This is a genomic window from Sphingobacterium sp. UBA5789 (assembly GCF_002418355.1).
Lineage (GTDB): Bacteria > Bacteroidota > Bacteroidia > Sphingobacteriales > Sphingobacteriaceae > Sphingobacterium.
Map to the genome: position 1 here is coordinate 640,622 of NZ_DIDX01000007.1, position 21,555 is coordinate 662,176.

Sequence of the window (21,555 nt, forward strand, 5' to 3'; positions counted from 1 at the left end):
CTAAGAAGGAGCTTAAAAAAAGAGCTCCAGGTTTAGTATTTTAAGCAATGAATTAAACGTTTTCCTATCTCAAAGCCTGTGAAACCTCTACAGGCAGGTCAGACTCAAGTATAGAAGCTCCATCCTCAAAGACCGCACGGTATTGCTCTGCTCTGGCTTCTTTGCTGCTTAACTTATCATAGGTCGGGGCTGTAGAAATCATACACATCACTGATTTGGAATGGAAAAAGTCATACATCTGCTGATTGGCTGCTTTCACTTCAGGGCCGATATATACGATCATCCGGTTATACGGCAGTCCTGACGCTTTAAACTTATCCAGTGCAGATTGATCTTTGATATGCATAGACATATACTGATCAGGGTTTTTATCCAGATAATATTTAGCCTGATCTACATGATGTACCGTGACCCAAACCCAACTGTAAGCATTATGTTTTTTGATAATACCGGCAGTCATTTCCATAGGCAGATCTTTTTTATCCAGATTGAGGATTGTCTTTCCTTTAGCCCAGTCTATGACTTCATCCAGTGTATTGATACGGTAAGGGGTTACATTACCGGCATGGTCTTTAAGCTTCAGCTTTTTCAGTTCCTTCCAGGTGTAATCCGATACTTTTCCCTTCCCATTTGTGACGCGCTCCAGATCAGCATCGTGCAGCAAAACGGCAATACTGTCTTTTGTGAGCCGGGGATCAATCTCAAAGATAGCGGGAGTATGTCTTAACACGGCCTCAAAAGCCGGGATAGAATTTTCAGGAAGCCCTTGCTCTATTGTCCCCCGATGTCCGCTTATTATTTTTTTACCTGGTGTATACTGAAAAGCTTTGTACATATCCGCTACCGTTTTATAACTCTGTATGTGAAGTTTTTGAGCAAAAGCATTTGAAATAGTATAGCAGGTAACCAGAATCAATGGCAGAAGCAGTTTGCAATAGGTTTTCATATGTATATAGTTTATTTTTAAGGATTACAGGAATAGCCGAACCAGATATAAAGAACTTATCAAACAACTCCTTCACTTGTGTTTGTACAGCCTTCACGATATGGATATTTCACAGGTATTATTCTGACAGTGAAAATAAGAATTCCAGTTTAACAAAATGTAATCTTTTTGTTTCCCTGAGATCAAGAATCTGCAGATCCTGACGATTAGTCACAGTCCTATAATTTTATACATGTCCGTAAGGATTTAAATCTTACCTTTGTTTTTTTAAAATTCATCATATGAAACCGTCCCCAAAAGAAATAAAAAAGACCCTTCATTCGCGTAATAAACATATTTCGGGTTACGATTTTCAGCGTTTAACGAAAAAAAATCCGAACCTGAGCGGATTCTTAATCACAAACCCTGCAGGGCAGGTCACTATTGATTTCGCCGATCCAAAGGCCGTATTTGAACTTAACAAGACATTATTGCTTTTACATTACGATCTGCAACATTGGGAAATTGGTAAAAACAGTCTATGTCCGCCAATTCCGGGCAGGGCGGATTATATACATTATGTCGCTGATTTACTGGCGAAAGACCACAATGGAAATATTCCCCGTGGCCCGCAGGTAAAAGTGCTGGACATAGGAACAGGAAGCAGTCTGATCTATCCGATCATCGGACATCAGGAATATAAATGGTCATTTGTAGGTACAGATATTGATGCGCAGTCTCTGCATCATGCTTATATGAACAGCTCCAAAAACGAAGCATTGAAAAAATCAATCGTTTTGAGAGAACAGAAAGATAAGGCACATGTATTTGCAGGTGTGATATTACCGGGTGAAAAATATGATCTGGTGCTCTGCAACCCTCCCTTTTATGGTTCACGGGAAGAGAACTGGAAAAGTACAACCAGGAAATTTCAGAATGTCAATAAGAATAAAGAAGCTCTTCCGGTTCAGAATTTTGGAGGTAATGCCAACGAACTTTGGTATGAAGGCGGGGAAAAAGCTTTTATCCGTACGATGATCTATGAAAGTATGGATTACCAGGCACAACTGGGCTGGTGTACAACATTAGTCGCAAACAAAGACAACCTGAAGCCTTTAGTTGCTGTTCTCGAATTTAAGAAAGCAAAAGATATCGAAATCATCAAAATGGAACAAGGCAATAAGATAAGTCGGATTCTGGCCTGGAGATGGTCCTAATTGTCTATAAAAAAGATAAACTGAAGCCGCTGTTATAAAAATAGCGGCTTTTTTATAGTATTGCCGGTACTTCCATATCCATTTGAAAGCAAATCGCTACCGAAAAGCTAACTCTTATCTGTTGGATTATAAAGTTCATTCATTTTGTTTATCCTCCTCGCAATCCGGGTCTGCAGATTACGGGGAGAAAGCACTTTAATGCATTCGCCGAAACCCAGGATTTCGCGTTCCAGCTCAAAATTGAGCACCACATCCAGACGAATCAATATACTCCCGTTTTCTTTACGATCCAGCAACTGCTGTGAACTATGTATGGGTTTGGTCAGTACATAATCTGCATTGTAAGCGTCCACTTCCAGGATGATCCGCTGTCCCCTGTCTTTCTCCGTCTTAGTGACACCAATGACATCAGAATAGTATCTTTCAAAATCCACCCCATCGTATTCCACAAAACCATCCTTTGCCATTTCTTGTATCTCTTTCATACGATCGAGTGCCAGTGTCAGTAACATCTTTCCTTTCCGGGGTTTACATATCATAAACCAACGGTTACGATATTCCTTCAGCAAATACGGATAGTAGACGCTTTCTGTAGGATGTTGAGACTTAAAGGATTGATAACCGATCAATAAAGGGATCTTCTGTCGTATAGCCCGATGGATAACAGGAATCCAGTCCAGCCCCCGTAGCAATTTATTTCCTTCCAGCTGTATGGTACTTCTTTCCGTTTTGCCGGTTTTATGAAGACTATTTTCCAACCGGGCAATCAAATCGCTCATTTCATCAAAATAAGAAAAGCCATTAAGGTGTTTCAGTACATCAACGACTTCTTTCATTTTGTCCATATCGGCAGTTGTCACAGGAGAATTGCTGATGCTGTATTCCCGATCCGAATAACTGTAAAACTTGCGGTCTGTAACTACAATCGGGGCATTATACCCCAGCTTATCGCTTCGCATAAGTTGAATATCCGCCTGTACAGTCCGTCTGGAAATCCCGTTTGTAATTCCTTCATACTCGTACAGAGCATCGGCTACTTTTTCGATAAGATCATCCAATGTCCATTTTCGGTGCCTGTTTCGGAGGCAATCATCAATCGTTTTATAGCGTATCAGGGCGAGCTTATTAGTTGCCATACTATCAGGTTTTTTTAATGAATGGGAATGTTATCGTCTATTTTGATTTTTAAAAGTAATCAATCCGCACTGTATCTACGCAATCAAACTGCGCAATAAAGCAAAAAAAAGATTTTAAAATCAAAATTTTAAAATTAAAAAACTAAAAATAAGACACTTAAAACTTTAAAACAATATAACATCTATCTGCGCAAAAGCACTGCGTCATACCTCTTGCATCTTTGTATTGTCAGGTCGATGACTTGAGAAGCTCCGGAGATACAGGTTGGAATCCTGTCACCTGCGAGAGGTGTAGCTTAAAGGCATAAAGAGCCGGTTAGAAACAATAAAATTTTTAATAATTTGCATTATACAGATATGACACAACGAATTAATGGCAATGATTTACTTGCCCTGGGATATAAAGAGAACTATTCATTAGGTACAGCGCTCAAAATCAACAAGAAAAGATTAGGATTTAGCAGAGAGGAAATGCTAAACCGTTATAAAGAAATTCTGGGAGATCCGGAAGCTTTTCTGAATGACCCTATTTTTTCTCCGCTGGCTCAGTTGCTGATAGATGAAAACAGCATACCTGCAGACGATACGATTCCATTGATTGAAGATCCAAAAAATTACGAGATTTATGGTTCAGAACAAATCGAGGATGGGGCCAAACATCAAATGAATATTGCGATGAAACTACCTGTAACAGTAGCCGGTGCACTGATGCCCGATGCGCATCAGGGATACGGTCTTCCGATTGGTGGTGTACTTGCTGTAAAAAATGCGGTTATCCCTTACGGTGTAGGAGTAGATATAGGTTGCCGAATGGCTTTATCTGTTTACGATATACCTGCTGACAAGCTAACGGAAAATAAAGAAATTTTTCAGAAAGAGCTGCTTGACAATTCCCGTTTTGGTGCCGGACACGGATTTTTAAAATATCAGCGAAGCGATCATGCTGTCCTGGACAATATTTTGTTTGACGAACATCCTCTGATCAGTACGCTCAAGGATAAAGCCTGGTCTCAATTAGGAACTTCAGGTGGAGGCAACCATTTTGTAGAATTCGGAATTATTGAATTCAAAGAAACTGATACCACATTAGGAATACAGGCTGGTACTTATGTCGCTTTACTGACGCACTCCGGATCACGTGGTCTTGGTGCAACGATTGCCGCACATTACACAAAGATCGCTAAAGAGCTATGTAAATTACCGTATTCGGCGAGCAACCTTGCTTATCTGGATCTGAACAGTGAAGCCGGACAGGAATACTGGATGGCGATGAATCTTGCCGGGGATTATGCTTCTGCCTGCCACGAGATCATCCACACAAAAATGGCTAAAGCACTAGGCGCAACAGTATTGGCGAAGGTAGAAAATCACCATAATTTTGCCTGGAAAGAGAAATGGCATGAAGAAGAGGTCATTGTACACCGAAAAGGAGCAACTCCTGCAGGTAAGGGGGTATTGGGAATTATCCCGGGATCAATGACTGCACCCGGATTTCTGGTAAGAGGAAAGGGAGAACAAAACGCTATTAATTCCGCTTCCCACGGAGCAGGACGTCAGATGTCACGTACACAAGCCATCAAGACTTTATCTAAAAAAGCATGGAAAGAAATGCTGACAGACCACGGTGTAACGTTACTGGGAGCCGGAATGGATGAAGCGCCAATGGCTTATAAAAATATCCATACTGTGATGGAAGCACAGACAGATCTGATCGATGTGCTGGCTACCTTTTCACCAAAAATCGTTCGAATGGCTGATGACGGGAGCCGGGAAGACTAATCTGCTGCAATAAAAAACGGGCACTGAAAAGTGCCCGTTTTTTATTATTTAATAATTTCTTCAATCTCCCGAATTATCTTCTGTGCAATTGCTTCTGCAGCAGCTGCTGTCGGACCCTCGGAGTAAATCCGAATAATAGGTTCGGTATTAGATTTACGGAGATGTACCCATTCATTAGCAAAATCAATCTTCAGTCCATCGATAGTCGAATGATCTTCGTGTTTGTATTTTTCTTCCATTTTTGCCAGCAGATTATCAATATCTAATTCTGGTGTCAATGTGATTTTATTTTTAGACATATAATACTGAGGCAGTTCAGCACGATACTCGGACACCTTTTTACCTAATCTGGCCAGATGCGTCAGGAAGATAGCCACTCCAACCAATGCATCACGACCATAGTGAGATGCCGGATAAATAACTCCGCCATTCCCTTCTCCACCGATCACTGCATTCACTTCTTTCATTTTGGTCACTACGTTCACTTCACCTACAGCAGCTGCAAAATATTCACCACCATGTTTGACAGTCACATCACGCAATGCGCGTGTAGAAGAAAGATTAGACACCGTATTGCCTTTTGTATGCTGTAAAATATAATCTGCAACGGCCACTAAAGTATATTCTTCTCCAAACAGCTCTCCGTCTTCCATCATAAATACCAGACGATCTACATCCGGATCCACAGCGATACCCAGATCAGCAGCATTTTCTGTAACAGCTTTGGAAAGATCTGTCAGATGTTCTTTAAGAGGTTCCGGATTATGTGGAAATTGCCCGTTTGGCTCGCAATGAATTTTATATACTGTCTTTACTCCCAATGCATCCAGTAATGCGGGAATAAATAATCCTCCGGTGCTGTTCACCGCATCCACGGCAACTTTAAAATTAGCATTACGCACCGCTTCCACATCCACAAGATCCAATGCCAATACATCATCTATATGCTTTTGCAGATACGAATCATTCTTTTCTACCTTGCCTAATTGTTCTACTTCTGCAAAGTCAAAATCAAGACTTTCACCCAGACTCAGGACTTCTTTGCCTTCGGCATCATTGATAAATTCCCCTTTATCATTCAATAACTTCAATGCATTCCATTGTCCAGGATTGTGAGACGCAGTCAGAATAATTCCTCCTCCTGCATTCTCTTTCGGAACAGCTATTTCTACTGTAGGTGTCGTTGACAACCCCAGATCTATCACATCAATACCGATACTTTGTAAGGTGCCGATCACAAGATTGCTGACCATCTCTCCCGAAATACGCGCATCGCGTCCGACAACAATTTTATTATTTCCGCTTTTTTTGACAATGATTTTGCCAAATGCAGCTGTAAATTTAACTATGTCAATCGGAGTCAGACCTTCTCCTGACCTACCGCCGATTGTACCTCTAATGCCTGATATTGATTTTATTAATGTCATCTCAAATTATGTTTACCGGGTAAATTTAAGAGAATAGCTGTATATTTTATAATTAACTGTTTCTTTTTTGCTGAACTAACCGTATATTTGTTGCAACAAAGTTTCATTTGATGGAATTATTTCTGTAGGTATAAATTATTCTTACTTTTGGTATTGGTTTACCTCATACAGACACTGTTCATCATTAAATAGAAAACATGATTCAACAACTTATTGAAATTGACCAGGCTATCTTTTTAGCCATTAATCAGGGACTTAGTAATCCCTTTTTTGACTGGTTACTTCCTATTCTCAGAAACCCATACACCTGGGCTCCTTTATACTTATTCCTGGTGATCTTTTTCATTAAGACATACGGAAAAATGGGGATTCTGATCGTGGTTTTTACACTTGCAAACTTTGGTATTTCGGACGCTGTTTCTTCTCATCTTATTAAGAAAACGGTGAAACGTGTACGTCCGTGTAATGACATTGAATTCAAAGAAGAAGTCAATATCCGGGTCAGGTGTGGCTCCGGTTTTAGCTTTACTTCTTCGCATGCCACCAATCACTTTGCAATGGCCTTTTTCTGGATTGTACTTTTCCGCAGAAAATGGAAACATACACTTTGGCTGGCTATTACCTGGGCGACACTAATCAGTGTATCCCAAATATATGTCGGTGTACATTATCCATTTGATGTCCTCTGTGGGGCACTTCTGGGAATTTGCATCGGATTACTGACCGGAAATCTGTTTAAAAAACTGAGGCCGGACTTTTTTAATTCGACTTCTCCAATAACTGAATGAGCGCAACCCTTATCATAGCAATTTTATTTATTTCCGCTTTATCCAGCGGAATCGCTGTCTTTTTTGTCAAAAGAGACAACACCAGCAACCTCAAACTGATACTTTCCTTTAGCGGGGCTTATCTGTTTGCGATCACTGTACTCCACCTGATACCACATGTATATCAGGCATCCAATACCGACCCCGGGATTATCGGGCTTTATGTACTTGGCGGATTTTTGTTTCAGCTTGTACTGGAACAATTTTCTCAGGGGATAGAGCACGGGCACATCCATAATCACGGACATCAGGCATTCCCGATCGGAATCATGATAAGTCTGTGTCTGCATGCTTTTCTGGAAGGAATGCCTTTAGCATCCGCCCATCAGAGTGAGCTGGTATTTGGTATTGCGATACATCATATTCCTGCAGCTTTTGCTTTGGGAAGTTTATTGCTAAACACCAAACTGACCAAAACAAAGATTAGTGTCTTCATCATTATTTTTGCAGCAATGACTCCTCTGGGATTTTTATTAAGCAAAGGTATCAGTGCCGGAGAAGTAGGAAATATTCAATTGTATTTTGATAAAATCATGGCCGTAGTTATTGGTATATTCTTACACATTTCTACGACTATACTGTTTGAATCTGGTTCTGCGGATCATCATCATTTCAACAAGAAGAAAATGATTGCTGTAGCTTTGGGTGTGGCCGTATCACTGTTCAATTTCTTATTTGACAGTCATGATCACGGCGATCATCAAGGTCACGATCATACTGAACAGCATGATCATCAGCATTAGTAAATAGATATCCTGAATAGCAGGTATCTAAAAAAGTGTCATTCGTTTTCAGACAAATGACACTTTTTTTATAAGCTGTTATTTCTTCTATTCTTCACCCGAACAGAGAGATCCTCTCAGTTTGTCCAGCAGATCACTTAGTTTTTCACAATCCTTTTCTTTAAAATTCTTTGGCAGGATGTCGTTAAGCAGCATAACCTCTTCCAGTTCTTCCAATACCTGTAATCCCTTGTCAGTGATCAGCAGATCCACGGATCTCTTATCTCCTGAACTTTTACATCTGGAGATCAGATCCTTTGCCACCAGACGATCCATCAGTCTGGAAATGTCCGGAGTATTTGTTAACAACCGGCTTTTCAGCAGATTATTGGTTGCCGGATTCGGATATTGACCACGAAGAATACGCAGTGCATTAAATTGTTGCAAAGTAATCTGCTGTTTTTCAGCCCGCTTTTCCAGAATTTCGGTCAATTTATTCGCAGTAAAAACAAGATTAACCGTCACTTTATGCCACTCGCTTTTGAACTGTCTGACTTTTAATTCTTCCTCAATCTTCATAATTAGTCTAAATAAATTTAATACACTCAAATGACAAGGTTTCCCCCTATTTCCTCAAAACAATTACTATATTTGGGGTTTAATTGTTCATTAACTTTAAATATACAAAATGCAGCACAATAATAGCTTGGATAAATTAAAAAAAGGCGAAAGAGCAAAAATACTTAGTTACACTTCTACAGATATCCCTGCCAAATTCTTTGAAATTGGGTTTCTTCCGGGTATCGATATTGAAATAAAACATATTGCTCCGTTTAATGGTCCAATTTGTGTCAACATTCTTCAGAATAACGCCCTTATTGCATTACGCAAATCCGAAGCTAAACATATAATTGTCGAAAAATAGCATGAAGTCCCCTATAATAGCCCTGCTAGGGAATCCCAATGTTGGTAAAACATCCCTATTCAACAAAATCACAAAGTTACATCAAAAAGTCGGAAATTATCCCGGCATTACAGTAGAAAAACGTGAAGGAACGGTTAGTTATGCAAACCAAACCTATCGTGTTATCGATCTACCCGGAACCTACACGCTGTTTCCCAATTCTCTGGACGAGGAAATTGTATTCAACACCTTACATAACAAGCAAGGAAACAATTTTCCGGATCTGGTTGTAGTCGTAAGTGAGCCTACGCATCTGAAACGATCCATCGTACTCTATCAACAAGCCAGAGAACTTGGTTTACCTGCTATTTTTGTAATGAATATGATCGATGAAGCCAAAACAAAAGGCATACACATCGATCTGCCAAAGTTAGAGCAATATTTACAGACTAAAGTTTATCAAACAAATGCCCGGACCGGGGAAGGTATAAATGAAGTCATCAAACAGTTTAAATCTATACCGGGAAATTATTTTGGAAGTTTAGCCATTGATGAACAGTTTCATGCTGCACTGGATGAAGCCAAAAAACTATTCCCGCTGGAAACAGAATATTCCACCTGGCAGTTTCTTGCCCAAAATAATGTAGACTTTTTATCCAACGACAAAAGAGCGGCATTAAATGATATTCGCCTGAGATATAATCTTGATACGGCTATGCTGCAAAAAAGTGAATCTCTGATCCGGCATAAACTGATTGATGAAAAGTTACAAGATATTATATCCTACAATCATCAGGAGAAAAAAAGTATCACACATGGCATTGACCGTATATTATTACACCCGCTATGGGGTTACGTTATTTTCTTCGGCCTTCTTTTCTTAATGTTTCAGGCCATATTTGCATGGGCATCTCCGCTGATGGATTTTATTGATGAGACATTTGCTTCTCTTTCTGCATATGTTCAGGAATTGCTTCCTGCAGGACCTGTTACAGGTCTTCTTACAGATGGTATCATTGCCGGTATAGGTGGTATCGTTATTTTCGTTCCACAGATTGCTATCTTATTTCTGTTTATCTCATTGATGGAAGAGACAGGATATATGAGCCGTGTTGTTTTTCTTATGGACAGATGGTTGCGTCCATTCGGACTTAACGGTAAATCCGTTATTCCGCTTATGTCCGGAGCTGCCTGTGCTGTTCCCGCTATCATGTCTGCAAGGAATATTGAAAACAGTAAAGAACGGTTAATCACTATGCTGGTAACTCCTTTTATGACCTGTTCTGCCAGACTGCCGATCTACATAGTTATCATAGGACTTGTTATTCCGGAAACCAAATTTTTAGGATTCAACATCCAGGGTATTACTTTATTTGCGCTATACATCCTTGGTGTAGTCAGTGCGTTAGGTTCAGCCTGGTTATTAAGCAAAATGCTGAAAAGCAAACATAAGACCTTCCTGATTTTTGAATTACCGACCTATAAACTTCCTGACTGGAGAAATGTAGCCATGAATGTATGGGAAAAATCTTCCGGTTTTATTATCAATGCAGGTAAGATCATTCTTGCCATGTCCATTATCCTATGGGTATTAGGAAGCTTCGGCCCCGGAAAATTCAATCGTGCTGAAGAAATAGTAAATCAGCAATACCCTAATGCTAGCGAAGAAGAACTGGAGAATCATATCAAATCCTTTGAGTTGGAAAACTCCTTTTTAGGTATATTAGGTACGACTATAGAACCGGCTATTGCACCATTAGGCTATGACTGGAAGATGGGTATAGGTCTGATTTCTTCCTTTGCGGCCCGTGAAGTATTTGTCAGCACGATGGCCACTGTCTATGCTCTTGGTGATACAGATGACGAATCTACCATACAAGGACAGATGCGTAAAGAGATCAACAGAAATACCGGATTGCCGGCATACAATTTTGCGTCCGGAATTTCGTTATTACTTTTTTATGCCTTTGCTATGCAGTGTATGAGTACCATTGCTATTGTTAAAAAAGAAACAGGTTCCTGGAAACTGACACTTTTACAAACAGGTCTCATGACAGGACTTGCATATATTGCAGCATTCATCGCTTATCAACTTTTAAAATAGACGATTATGACGAATGAAATCATACAATACAGTATCATAGCAGTTGTTTTTATTGCAGCCGTGATCTTTCTTTACCGCAAAATGAAAGGTTCGTCCAAAGGAAGCTGCGGATGCTCCAAAGGAGCGTGTTGTAATGTTAACGAATCTGCAAAGCAACAATAAACAATCTACAAAGGGAGCTACAACAAGCTCCCTTTTTTTGTATTCCTCCCTTATTTTTAAAGATCTTCCTTAATCGAAAAATATTTCTGAAAAAAAATGAATTATTTTTTGTGGAATATGGATATACCCTGCATCCTTGTCCAAATTTCACTATTATGAAGATCGAAACAACCATAACAACAGCTCTTTTCTGTCTGTTAACAATCACAGGAGCAAACGCACAACAATCAAAAATTGTTAAAGCGGATTTAAAAGATGTCACGCTGTATATAAATTCAGCTGAACTCAACCATCATGCAAATCTGATATTACCCATAGGTACAAGTGAAATTGTATTTACACATGTAGCCAATGGAATAGATGAAAACAGTATACAGATCGGCACGTCGCCGGACGTCACTGTCATGTCTGTACGTGCGGCCCAAAATTATATACAGACAGATGTAAAAACAGAGGCTTACTTAAAAGCCGAACAGGCTTATCAAAAAGAGGAAGATATCTTCAAAGCATTGCAGAATCAGAAGTCTACGGAAGAAAGTGTTCTGAAGTTATTGGAAAGTAATCAGAAAATCGCCGGAACCAACGGCAATACGACTGTGCTGGAACTTTCCAAAATGGCAGACTACTACAAAACTAAATACCTGGAAGTAAAGAACAACATTTCAGCCTTGGAAGATAAGATTACGAAGCAGAAACAAATACTGGAAAAAGCCGAAATTCAGCTCGATGAGGTAAAAGGCCAGAATACAGGTTCAGGCGGACAGCTTATTGTACAGGTATTAAATAATAAAGCAGGCAACCAACCCTTTGATGTGACGTACCAAAGTCCGAATGCGTCATGGTATGCGTCCTATGATTTGCGTGCTGCAAATACAAGTTCACCTTTACAGATCATATACAAAGCAAATGTCACCCAACTCACAGGTGTGGATTGGAAACAGGTCCATCTTACATTAGCAACAGGAAGTCCGACTCAATATGGAATGGTGCCTACATTACAACCCTGGTCTCTTTATTATCAATCCAATATGCAGTTACCTGGTTATTCCGCTCAACTCAGAGGAAGAGTAGCGGGCATCGCACTGGATGAGAATAAGCTTGAGGAAGTGGTAGTCGTGAATGATAAAAAATCAAAAGCGAAAAGCAGTATCAGTGCTTATACGCAACAAGTCGAAAATCAACTTAATACCACTTTCAATATTGCTATTCCATATGACATTGCTTCTAATGGTAAACCGCATAGCGTTTCCCTGAAAGAATACAGCCATATGGCTAATTATACATATACGGCTGTTCCCCGTCTGGATCCGACAGTATATCTGATGGCAGAGCTTACAGATTATGAAAAATTGAATCTGATGCCGGGAGCCGCAAACATCATGTTTGAAAATATGATGGTGGGTAAAACAACGATCAACCCTAACAATACATCGGATACCCTGAAATTAAGTATGGGCAGAGACAAAATGATCAGCATCAAACGGGATAAAGTAAATGATCTGTCACAGACAAAAGTATTTGGAGGCAGTAAAAAACAAAGCTTCGTATACGAGATAAGTATCAAAAACAATAAGAAAAACGGTGAAACGATCCTGCTGGAAGATCAATTCCCGATCTCAACAGATAAATCTATGGAAATCACATTAGATGATGACGGTGCTGCAGAAGTAAACAGAGAGACAGGAATTCTCAGATGGAAAGTAACCGTTCCTTCGGGTACAACCAAGAAAATCAGATTTGGATACACGATCAAATATCCGAAAGACAAGCAACTAAATATTTATTAAAAAATGATTATCTTAGAAAACCGCTGTATGTTTACAGCGGTTTTTTTAGTTTTAAACCTTTAAGTCCTTATTTTTGCAGGCATGAATAAATGTATAGTGTTAGGTGTGGTCTTTTTCTTTATTGCCGGCATCAGCTACGGGCAAAAGAAAAAGAAGAAAAAAGATAACGATTCGGATCGCTCGCCTAAACAGGAGCTTATATACGACAATATCAATTACCTGCCCAGCATACAATCTGTACAACTCTATCCGGGCACTGCTGAATCTACTCTACCTGTTATTGATCTGGAACAAAGAAATCAATTGGTATTGAGCTTTGATGATCTGCGGGCAGATATCCGCAATTTTTATTTTAGTATTGAACATTGCGATGCAAACTGGATGCCCAGCCGACTTTCTCCACTGGAATATGCGGAAGGGTTCAATGAAGGACGAATAGATAATTACTCCAGTTCAAAAGCCACTTTTCAGCCATACACAAACTATCAGGTTAATTTTCCGGATGAATACGTGGGGCCTAAACTTCCCGGTAATTATCTATTGAAAGTCTATGAAGACGCAGACAAGAGCAGGCTTATTCTGACGCGTAAGTTCTATGTGATCCGCAAACTGATGAGCTTATCGGCCAAAGTAACTCCTTCAACAATAGTAAGTTTGCGTAATAAAAATCAAAAACTGGATGTATTTGTAAAGACAGGAGCCGTCACAGTTACCAATCCACAAAGAGATTTACGTGTAGTCGTTTTACAGAATCAACGTACAGACAATATGATGAGTCTTTCTGACCCTATGTTTGCCGGAGCAACAGAGATCAACTACAACAACAGTCAGACACTTGATTTCAAGGGTAACAATGAATTCAGGTATGTAGATTTACGCAGTCTGAAATTAGGATCCGAACGAGTCAGCAGTATCCGTATGGATTCGCTGGTGAGAGTAGACCTTCACCCTGATGAAGACAACAGTGCTTCCACATATGCTTCCACATTTGATGAAAACGGAAAATTCTACATCCGCAATATGGACCAGCGGGAAGCTACACTCGAAGGAGATTATGCTCAGGTAACCTTTTCTTTAAAAACAGATCAGGCGATAAAAGGTGATATTTATATTGTGGGCGGATTCAACAATTACCAACGTACATCAGCCGGAAAACTGCACTACAATGAAAGTCTTAAATTGTGGCAGGTTGTATTGCCGCTCAAACAAGGGTTATATGACTACGAATACGTCCTGCAAGACCCTTCAGGAAAAGTTAGCACAGATGCATTTTCAGGAAGCTTTTATCAGACAGGCAATAATTATCAGATCCTTCTGTACAACCGTAAAATAGGAACCTTCTGGGATGAGCTCCTGGGATTTGGAGAAGTCAGTATTAATAATCGTAAATAATCATACAGCAGTGGAAGAAAACACTTCAGAAAAAAAAGAGTTAAACAGAGGGTTAAAAAACCGTCATATTCAACTGATCGCCTTAGGTGGCGCTATCGGTACCGGTTTATTTTTAGGGATAGGTCCGGCTGCAGTATTAGCCGGCCCTGCTGTTATCCTGGGGTATGCAGTAGCAGGAGTTATTGCATTTTTCATCATGCGTCAGCTGGGTGAAATGGTAGTAAATGAACCTGTTTCGGGAAGTTTCAGCCATTTCGCTAATAAATATATGGGGCCTTTTGCAGGATTTTCTTCCGGCTGGAATTACTGGTTTCTGTATATTCTGGTCAGCATGTCCGAACTTACCGCTATTGGTGTGTATGTACAATTCTGGTGGCCTGAAATCCCTTTATGGCAATCCAGTTTATTCTTTTTTATTGTTGTCAATGCGCTCAATTTAGCTTCGGTCAAAGTCTATGGAGAAGCCGAATTTTGGTTTTCCATTATCAAGGTACTGGCTATAGTCGCTATGATTATTTTTGGAACGTACCTGTTATTCAGCGGTTCCGGAGGGGAGCAGGCTTCTGTTACAAATCTGTGGAATGACGGAGGATTCTTTCCCAAAGGTTGGTTATCAGAAGACGGCAAAGGTGGATTTCAGGGATTGCTGGCAGCCATGGCACTCATTATGTTCTCTTTCGGAGGACTAGAGCTGATTGGAATTACTGCTGCAGAGGCTGAAAATCCGGAGAAAAATATCCCGAGAGCTACCAATCAGGTGATCTATCGAATATTGATTTTCTATGTTGGAGCATTGATTATTCTGTTTTCGCTGTCACCATGGCGAAATATTACAGCGGGTAGCAGTCCGTTTGTCATGATCTTTGAAAATCTCAAAGGATTTCAGTTTTCACTGTTCGGAAATACATTTTACTTTACCTCCATCATTGCCAATGCACTTAATATTATTGTACTGACAGCCGCTTTATCTGTATACAACAGCAGCGTGTATAGTAATAGCCGTATGTTGTATGGATTAGCCAAACAGGGTAATGCTCCCCGTTTCCTGCTCAAACTGAATAACAATCATGTGCCTATTATGGCGATATTGGTTTCAGCAGCATTTGCCGCAATTTGTATTGTTATAAACAAGCTGATACCGGAAAAGGCATTGGGGATTCTGATGTCTCTCGTTGTATCCGCATTAATCATCAATTGGCTGATGATTTCTATCACGCATTTATATTTCAAAAAGGAAAAGATTAAAGAAGGAAAGAAAACTTTATTCCCCTCCTTTCTATATCCTGTAAGTAACTATATCTGTCTTATCTTTCTGGTCGGAATATTAGCGATGATGTGGATAACAGGCCTTAAGATTTCGGTTGAACTTATTCCTATCTGGTTGATTCTGCTTTATCTGGGATATCTGATGGTAAAGAAACGTAAGGCTAATCAGATTGAATCCTGAAAACGATATTAGTATTGATCTAAGGCTGATAATTATTGATTATCAGCCAGATACTCGTTAATATATCCGAAAAGCCTGTCCTTTGTGATAGGCTTTTCTATATATTCATTAATAAATACATAATTATGGATTTTCTGTTTATCCGTAGTGCTTGTTGATGAACTTAAGATATAGACAGGTATATGCAGTACAAAGTTTATCCCTTCCTGCATGATTTCGTCCATCATCTCCCAACCTGACAAAAAAGGCATATCAATATCCACAAAAAGAATATGCGGAAGCTTATCTTCCTCATGCTGATACAATCGAAAGTAGTTCAAAGCCTCCAGACCATTTTCGAAGACCTGAACCTGAACAGGTAATTCCGAAAAATTTTCCAGCATCTTACTGAAGATAAGTCTGAATATAATATCGTCATCAACAATAGCTATACGTAAGGTCTCTATCATATGGTTAGAATAGGTACATCCTGATGTAAATAAAAATGTACGGTAAATATACTTCCACTACCGGGTTCACTTTTGACTGTGATTTTTCCTCCCAGTGATTCTATCTGGCACCGTGTCATAAATAAGCCGACTCCTTTACTATCAAATCCCCGATGAAATGTTTTCCTGAACTTAAAAACCTGATTACCATACTTTTGAAGATCGATCCCCACACCATTATCTTCAAAACTCAGGCATACATTATTTCGGTCCTGATATGCACGGATATGAATATGTGGACGCTTCCCTTCAACAGAATATTTTAACGCATTACTGATGAGGTTTAGCATAATACTTTCCAAATATATTCTGTAGTAGTAAATTCCCTTTACTTCAAAGTCTGTTGTTACGACTGCTTCTTTACTTTGTATTTCAACAATAAATTGCTGAACAACCTTATTATAGATTTGATCAAAGTCACAGTAATGAAAAGGAATAGTCTGCTGGTTACGAATTTCAAGAATCTCAATCAATTCCTGTAAAATCTCTGTTAGTCCGTCACTGCTGGACTGCAACAACTGCAGATATTCTTCCTTATCATTTTCATTCTCTGCCGTCAGGATTTCCTGAATAAGCATTTTTATATTGACTACCGGCCCTCTCAGATTATGTGCTACGATCTTATTAAACTCTTCTAGCTGCTGAATTTTTGTTTCGAGATCAAACATAGCCGTTTTTAACTGATTTTTCTGACGTTCCAATATTTCCACATTCTTTTTGGACAGACTGATATCCTGTACCTGAGCAATATAAAAGATAGTAATTCCCTTTGCATCTGAAACTCTGGAAGAGGTCAGCAGACACCAGACATAATGTCCTTTTTTGTGCCGGTAACGTTTCTCTATCGTATAACTATCCAACTGACCCTTTCCAAGTTTTTCCAAATTCTGCACATCCATTTCCAGATCCTCAGGATGAGTATATTCATGAAAACGAAGGGTAGTTAATTCAGCAAGTGTATAACCCAGTATTTTACATAATGTCTTATTTACTTCCAGACACACACCTTCCTGATTGACCATAGCCATACCTATACCCGAATACTGGAAAGCCTGATTGAATTTTTGTTCATTGATTCGTGTCATTTCCTCCCGTCTTATACGTTCAGTAACATCCGAAACAATGACTGCTACCCGATCCTCCATGAAACGGATGGGTCGGGTTTGTATTCTATACCAGTTGTCTTTATGTGAATCAAACGGGGACTGATATTCCATTTCATTAGAAATTCTTTCTGCTAAAGAATTCTGTATAAGTGCAAGAAATGACGTTGCCAGATCAGAAGGAAATAATTCCTCTATGTTTTTATTCAGAAAATAATCAGGGACATAAAACAGGCTTTGGGGATCATTCACCCAGTAATTGAGGATAATACCTTCTGCAGTAGCTTCGAATACAATGTCATCTAATGATGCAACCAACAGATGAAGCTGTTTTTCATTTTCTAAAGCCTTGCGGTTTACTTCCATAATCCGGCTCACATCTGAAAATGAAGTCAGGATAAAAGGGGTATTTCCAATACATATCTGTGTAACATTGAGATTGTGCCAAACCATCTGTTTATTTTCCTGCACAGATACCATAATCACGTCTTTCTGCGCTACACCTGTCTCAGCAGTGATATTAACCGGAAATTTCTCATAGGAAAAAGGAATAAAATGCTCATCACAGAAAGTAGCAAACAGCTCAAAAACATTCTTTATTAAACATGATTCTTTCGGTATGTTCAGAACCCGGCTTGCCTCTTCATTCCAGAAAACCAATTTGCCATCAAGACTTGATACAACCATACCTTGAGTGGTTCCATTAAGTATAGGTAATAGTACCTCATCGACTGACAGATTTTCAAATTCCTCTGAAAGCATTCTCTCTTGTGGTTTATTATTCAATATTTAATTACCCTATTACAAAAAAGTAAGGTGTTTGAATCCAAAACTTTTTCAAGGTGGTTTAGACAGCGATCAACGATTGTTGGGGAATATCTATAATATAGTATTACATACTTATTTACATTGCAGTACTTAGAAAAAGAAATCGGATTTCTATCTAAAACATACTGAAATTCATAAAAAAGTAAATTTTCCGACAATTATATTTTAAATGTAGGAATTTCAATTATTTATTTCGGTGTTTGGCCAAATATTTTTTAAAACGGAATTATCAGACGACATTAGAATTACATTGTCATTTTTAAGATTGATTTTATATGCAGGCATAATAGATCCATAAATATTTATATTTTTGCACAAAATTTAAATGTCTGATTATATGGCATTCTACGCGCTTAAGCACAGAATTTCTTCGGTTTCAAAACTTGTTTTCCAGTTTATTTCAGGGGAAAACAGTGGGGATGCTTTTCGCAATATTTTTACAACACTTGTACCCAGCATTATAGTCTTTTACTGCGGACATCTGGATACTGCCATTACGGTAGGTATGGGTGCATTATTATCTTCTCTTACTGATCTACCTGGCAACCGGCAGGACAAATGGAAGTCTGCAAAATGGTGCATACCCTTATTTTTTACAGCTTCATTTGCTACTGCTTACGCCATCTCTTCCGCCTGGCTTCTGCTTCCCTTACTCATTGCATCAGGTTTTATATGCGCAATGTTATCGGTATTTGGACTGCGGGTAGGAATTACAGGTACTCTAACCCTTATTTTGGTCAGTTTTGTGGTTGGTTTATGGCCTTCGCATCCGTTATCCTTCAGTATAGAAATTACTTTAGGTGCAATATGGTTTTATATGGTCAGCATTGCGCAGGCTTATATTGTACCTTACCGTTCATTACGCCATGCCATGGCTGATGGCTTTCGCAGTATGGCTGTATTGCTTCAGGCCAAAGCAAAATGTTATGATGAGCTTATTCCGTTAGATAAAGCATACAGAGAACTCGGAAGATTGCATATTCAGGTAAGCGATCAACAAGAGACTATACGATTCCTTCTGCTAAGAGAAAAGAAACTGATTTACTCTGAAGAGGGAAAAGTCTGGTTGAATCAAGTCTATCAACTGATTGATCTGTATGAACTATTAATGGCTCTTGACCACGATTACGAGTCTATCCGAAAGACTCTGGAACCTACAGGCGCACTTCAACACATCCGTAAGCTGATTATCAGGATAGCCGGAGAAATAGATTTATTAGCAGCAAATTACTCCAAAAAGGTATCGGATCAGCATAATAATCATATGGAGATTTCCTCATTACTGAATGAGCTTATCGCTATACGGGATCAGCAAGAGGGCGAAGCTTATTCCATTTTAAATGCGACTATACGTAATATTCAGTTGATTCTCGACTTCATTACACGTATACGATCTACATCGGATGCGAAGGTATTTGATTCGGTAAAGGAAAATGAATACCAGCATTTTCTTTCCTTACCGCCACGCGGATGGATTGCGGTCAAAAATCAACTCAGTTTTCACTCCACGATATTTCCATTTGCCTTACGACTGGCCGTTTTATTTGGGTTAGGCGGACTATTCGGTATGCTCCTTCCGGAATACAGATATACTTACTGGATTCTGCTAACTATTGCTATTGTAGCGCGACCGGGTTTTGTAACTACTCAACGCCGGAATTTCCAACGCATTACAGGTACACTTACAGGTATTCTCTTAGGAATATTGATTCTGAATCTGATTTCCAATATATCCATACTCCTTATTATAGCAGCAATATGTCTTTATGGTTTTTTCCTTTTCAACAAACCGAATTACCTGGTCAGCGTGCTGTTTATTACGGCAGGGATTGTCATTACTTTAAATAGCTATGAGGGAAATATCGACCGTATACTGGGAAGCCGTATCATATTTACGCTGATCGGATGCCTGTTGGCTGTAGCAGGTTATTTCTTTGTTCCGATAAGGCAGAAGCGCGGTATGTTAAATCTTGCTGATCTGGTCGTAAACCATAATGATCAATATTTTAAAGCCGTTGAAGGACAGCTGCACGATCATCAATCTGATATATATGAGATTCGCCTGGCAAGAAAAAAAGCACAAACAGCTCTGGCTTCATTTTCAGATACCATCACGCAGTTACAGAATGAACCCGGTAATAAAAAGAAAGACTGGTCTGATGCGAACACCTTTCATGCTCTTGCTTATCGCATCAATTCGCTGATCGTAGGATTATCCATCAATGTTACAGTGCAACATCAGTCAGCTGTAAAATCACAGCAACTAGAGGAACGTATACTGGCTATACAGAATCTTCTGAATGAACTGGATCAACTGGCAAAAAGCCTGAGACAGACAATGTAAACGCTGTTTTGGGTGGACACCTTTTATTATCAAAACAATTACTTCAGATGCTTGGCCGGACAATTCTGTTTTATCACAACAGAAATCAGAAAAAGATTTTTAAAACCAGATAGATTCTTCTATTTTTAAGGAAACAGCAGCAAGATATATCACTAACTATTGCTGCAAAATGATAATGATGTATAACGCAGACACGAAATTCTTGCAATCAAATGCATATACATTTTAAATTAACCCTTAAAAACGCTTACTCTTATATTTTGTTACGAAATATCTAAAATACTTAGAGAATGACGTGCAGTAATAGATTCTCAATCAGTTTAAAACCATCTATTGCACTAAATGCCACTAATTTATTACATTTGTCCGCACCCAAGCACATGAATACAAGTACAGAACATACCTACCTGCCTTTGTTAGCTAAAATCGCTAATGATGATCAGCATGCTTTTTCTGAACTGTACGATATATTTTACCCATCCTTGTCCCGGCATATCCTTCAAAAAATTGATGATAGTGCCGTAGCCGAAGATTTATTGCATGATCTCTTCCTTAGTTTATGGAAAAACAGGGAGAATTTGGTAAAAATAGAATCTCTGCCGGCTTACCTCTACTCTTCCTGTCGATATCTTGTCATTGCCTACTATAAGAAAAAAACAGCAGTAGAATATTACGATGATTTGTCTGATTATGATCTTCTTCTAGATGAGCAACCTTTGGAAGAACGCTTGCATTACCGCTATATACTGGATATTGTAGAACAGGAGATAGAGAATTTACCTGAAAAATGTAAACAGATTTTCAGACTGAGCAGAGAACAATTCAAAACAAATAAGGAAATTGCAAAAGATTTTGATATTTCCGAATCTACTGTAGAAAACCATATCAACAAGGCTATCAAACGATTAAAATCTGTTACACGTCATTTTTTTCATTTTTTCCTATAATATTTCAAAAAAATAA

At 39.0% G+C, this 21,555-nt stretch carries 18 protein-coding genes; 12 read left to right on the forward strand and 6 right to left on the reverse strand.

Annotated elements, in window-relative coordinates; genetic code table 11:
• Positions 1 to 64: 64 nt before the first annotated feature.
• Positions 65 to 946, reverse strand: coding sequence for a glycerophosphodiester phosphodiesterase family protein (locus tag B4B65_RS20200; RefSeq protein ID WP_293918327.1), 882 nt, complete (start codon positions 944 to 946; stop codon positions 65 to 67).
• A 281-nt stretch (positions 947 to 1,227) separates the two neighbouring features.
• On the opposite strand from B4B65_RS20200, the gene rlmF reads away from it, so the two are divergent.
• On the forward strand, positions 1,228 to 2,142 hold the full coding sequence (rlmF, locus tag B4B65_RS20205) for a 23S rRNA (adenine(1618)-N(6))-methyltransferase RlmF (RefSeq protein ID WP_201678321.1): 915 nt from the start codon (positions 1,228 to 1,230) through the stop codon (positions 2,140 to 2,142).
• Positions 2,143 to 2,249: 107 nt separating this feature from the next.
• Here rlmF and B4B65_RS20210 read toward each other — a convergent pair whose 3' ends face one another.
• Positions 2,250 to 3,278 (reverse strand): helix-turn-helix transcriptional regulator, encoded by a 1,029-nt coding sequence (locus B4B65_RS20210; protein WP_293918329.1) that lies wholly within the window; start codon positions 3,276 to 3,278, stop codon positions 2,250 to 2,252.
• Positions 3,279 to 3,635: 357 nt separating this feature from the next.
• Here B4B65_RS20210 and B4B65_RS20215 point away from each other — a divergent pair, with 357 nt between their 5' ends.
• A complete protein-coding gene (locus B4B65_RS20215) occupies positions 3,636 to 5,057 on the forward strand; it encodes an RtcB family protein (protein ID WP_293918331.1) in 1,422 nt (473 codons plus the stop codon).
• A gap of 44 nt (positions 5,058 to 5,101) precedes the next feature.
• Here the strand turns inward: B4B65_RS20215 and glmM are convergent, their stop codons facing one another.
• Positions 5,102 to 6,484 (reverse strand): phosphoglucosamine mutase, encoded by a 1,383-nt coding sequence (glmM, locus tag B4B65_RS20220; protein WP_293918333.1) that lies wholly within the window; start codon positions 6,482 to 6,484, stop codon positions 5,102 to 5,104.
• Between the two features lie 197 nt (positions 6,485 to 6,681).
• Between glmM and B4B65_RS20225 the strand changes: the two genes are divergently transcribed.
• Both B4B65_RS20225 and B4B65_RS20230 read left to right on the forward strand, forming a co-directional pair.
• Positions 6,682 to 7,272 (forward strand): phosphatase PAP2 family protein, encoded by a 591-nt coding sequence (locus B4B65_RS20225; protein WP_201678317.1) that lies wholly within the window; start codon positions 6,682 to 6,684, stop codon positions 7,270 to 7,272.
• Positions 7,269 to 8,054, forward strand: coding sequence for a ZIP family metal transporter (locus B4B65_RS20230; RefSeq protein WP_293918336.1), 786 nt, complete (start codon positions 7,269 to 7,271; stop codon positions 8,052 to 8,054). Before B4B65_RS20225 ends, B4B65_RS20230 begins: the two co-directional genes overlap by 4 nt.
• 87 nt (positions 8,055 to 8,141) lie before the next feature.
• Here B4B65_RS20230 and B4B65_RS20235 read toward each other — a convergent pair whose 3' ends face one another.
• Positions 8,142 to 8,612, reverse strand: coding sequence for a MarR family winged helix-turn-helix transcriptional regulator (locus tag B4B65_RS20235; RefSeq protein WP_002999220.1), 471 nt, complete (start codon positions 8,610 to 8,612; stop codon positions 8,142 to 8,144).
• A gap of 109 nt (positions 8,613 to 8,721) precedes the next feature.
• Here B4B65_RS20235 and B4B65_RS20240 point away from each other — a divergent pair, with 109 nt between their 5' ends.
• The 6 genes from B4B65_RS20240 (at position 8,722) to B4B65_RS20265 (ending at position 15,829) form a co-directional block, all read left to right on the forward strand.
• Positions 8,722 to 8,958, forward strand: a complete 237-nt coding sequence (locus B4B65_RS20240; protein ID WP_002999223.1) for a FeoA family protein — start codon at positions 8,722 to 8,724, stop codon at positions 8,956 to 8,958.
• Position 8,959: 1 nt separating this feature from the next.
• Positions 8,960 to 11,041 (forward strand): ferrous iron transport protein B, encoded by a 2,082-nt coding sequence (feoB, locus tag B4B65_RS20245; protein WP_293918342.1) that lies wholly within the window; start codon positions 8,960 to 8,962, stop codon positions 11,039 to 11,041.
• Between the two features lie 6 nt (positions 11,042 to 11,047).
• Entirely contained in the window at positions 11,048 to 11,203 is a 156-nt protein-coding gene (locus B4B65_RS20250) for a hypothetical protein (RefSeq protein ID WP_201678314.1), read from the forward strand.
• A gap of 155 nt (positions 11,204 to 11,358) precedes the next feature.
• Positions 11,359 to 12,990, forward strand: a complete 1,632-nt coding sequence (locus B4B65_RS20255; protein WP_293918345.1) for a DUF4139 domain-containing protein — start codon at positions 11,359 to 11,361, stop codon at positions 12,988 to 12,990.
• A gap of 81 nt (positions 12,991 to 13,071) precedes the next feature.
• Complete coding sequence (locus B4B65_RS20260; RefSeq protein WP_293918347.1) at positions 13,072 to 14,382, forward strand: type IX secretion system plug protein domain-containing protein; 1,311 nt, start codon at positions 13,072 to 13,074, stop codon at positions 14,380 to 14,382.
• A complete protein-coding gene (locus B4B65_RS20265; RefSeq protein ID WP_293918348.1) occupies positions 14,336 to 15,829 on the forward strand; it encodes an amino acid permease in 1,494 nt (497 codons plus the stop codon). Before B4B65_RS20260 ends, B4B65_RS20265 begins: the two co-directional genes overlap by 47 nt.
• 32 nt (positions 15,830 to 15,861) lie before the next feature.
• Here the strand turns inward: B4B65_RS20265 and B4B65_RS20270 are convergent, their stop codons facing one another.
• Together B4B65_RS20270 and B4B65_RS20275 are read right to left on the reverse strand one after the other, a co-directional pair.
• The gene (locus B4B65_RS20270; protein ID WP_293918350.1) at positions 15,862 to 16,278 is read right to left on the reverse strand and encodes a response regulator; all 417 of its coding nucleotides are present in this window, start codon (positions 16,276 to 16,278) and stop codon (positions 15,862 to 15,864) included.
• Positions 16,275 to 18,182: a PAS domain S-box protein gene (locus B4B65_RS20275; RefSeq protein ID WP_293918352.1), complete on the reverse strand. Its 1,908-nt coding sequence runs from the start codon at positions 18,180 to 18,182 to the stop codon at positions 16,275 to 16,277. Before B4B65_RS20275 ends, B4B65_RS20270 begins: the two co-directional genes overlap by 4 nt.
• A 403-nt stretch (positions 18,183 to 18,585) precedes the next feature.
• On the opposite strand from B4B65_RS20275, the gene B4B65_RS20280 reads away from it, so the two are divergent.
• Both B4B65_RS20280 and B4B65_RS20285 read left to right on the forward strand, forming a co-directional pair.
• Entirely contained in the window at positions 18,586 to 20,592 is a 2,007-nt protein-coding gene (locus B4B65_RS20280) for an FUSC family protein (protein WP_293918354.1), read from the forward strand.
• 380 nt (positions 20,593 to 20,972) lie between these two features.
• Positions 20,973 to 21,539, forward strand: coding sequence for an RNA polymerase sigma factor (locus tag B4B65_RS20285; protein WP_293918356.1), 567 nt, complete (start codon positions 20,973 to 20,975; stop codon positions 21,537 to 21,539).
• Positions 21,540 to 21,555: the final 16 nt, after the last annotated feature.

Bases quoted from the DNA above. Each gene is read 5' to 3' on its own strand.
- B4B65_RS20200 (WP_293918327.1), bottom strand. From the start codon at position 946: ATGAAAACCTATTGCAAACTGCTTCTGCCATTGATTCTGGTTACCTGC.
- rlmF (WP_201678321.1), top strand. From the start codon at position 1,228: ATGAAACCGTCCCCAAAAGAAATAAAAAAGACCCTTCATTCGCGTAAT.
- B4B65_RS20210 (WP_293918329.1), bottom strand. From the start codon at position 3,278: ATGGCAACTAATAAGCTCGCCCTGATACGCTATAAAACGATTGATGAT.
- B4B65_RS20215 (WP_293918331.1), top strand. From the start codon at position 3,636: ATGACACAACGAATTAATGGCAATGATTTACTTGCCCTGGGATATAAA.
- glmM (WP_293918333.1), bottom strand. From the start codon at position 6,484: ATGACATTAATAAAATCAATATCAGGCATTAGAGGTACAATCGGCGGT.
- B4B65_RS20225 (WP_201678317.1), top strand. From the start codon at position 6,682: ATGATTCAACAACTTATTGAAATTGACCAGGCTATCTTTTTAGCCATT.
- B4B65_RS20230 (WP_293918336.1), top strand. From the start codon at position 7,269: ATGAGCGCAACCCTTATCATAGCAATTTTATTTATTTCCGCTTTATCC.
- B4B65_RS20235 (WP_002999220.1), bottom strand. From the start codon at position 8,612: ATGAAGATTGAGGAAGAATTAAAAGTCAGACAGTTCAAAAGCGAGTGG.
- B4B65_RS20240 (WP_002999223.1), top strand. From the start codon at position 8,722: ATGCAGCACAATAATAGCTTGGATAAATTAAAAAAAGGCGAAAGAGCA.
- feoB (WP_293918342.1), top strand. From the start codon at position 8,960: ATGAAGTCCCCTATAATAGCCCTGCTAGGGAATCCCAATGTTGGTAAA.
- B4B65_RS20250 (WP_201678314.1), top strand. From the start codon at position 11,048: ATGACGAATGAAATCATACAATACAGTATCATAGCAGTTGTTTTTATT.
- B4B65_RS20255 (WP_293918345.1), top strand. From the start codon at position 11,359: ATGAAGATCGAAACAACCATAACAACAGCTCTTTTCTGTCTGTTAACA.
- B4B65_RS20260 (WP_293918347.1), top strand. From the start codon at position 13,072: ATGAATAAATGTATAGTGTTAGGTGTGGTCTTTTTCTTTATTGCCGGC.
- B4B65_RS20265 (WP_293918348.1), top strand. From the start codon at position 14,336: ATGAGCTCCTGGGATTTGGAGAAGTCAGTATTAATAATCGTAAATAAT.
- B4B65_RS20270 (WP_293918350.1), bottom strand. From the start codon at position 16,278: ATGATAGAGACCTTACGTATAGCTATTGTTGATGACGATATTATATTC.
- B4B65_RS20275 (WP_293918352.1), bottom strand. From the start codon at position 18,182: ATGCTTTCAGAGGAATTTGAAAATCTGTCAGTCGATGAGGTACTATTA.
- B4B65_RS20280 (WP_293918354.1), top strand. From the start codon at position 18,586: ATGGCATTCTACGCGCTTAAGCACAGAATTTCTTCGGTTTCAAAACTT.
- B4B65_RS20285 (WP_293918356.1), top strand. From the start codon at position 20,973: ATGAATACAAGTACAGAACATACCTACCTGCCTTTGTTAGCTAAAATC.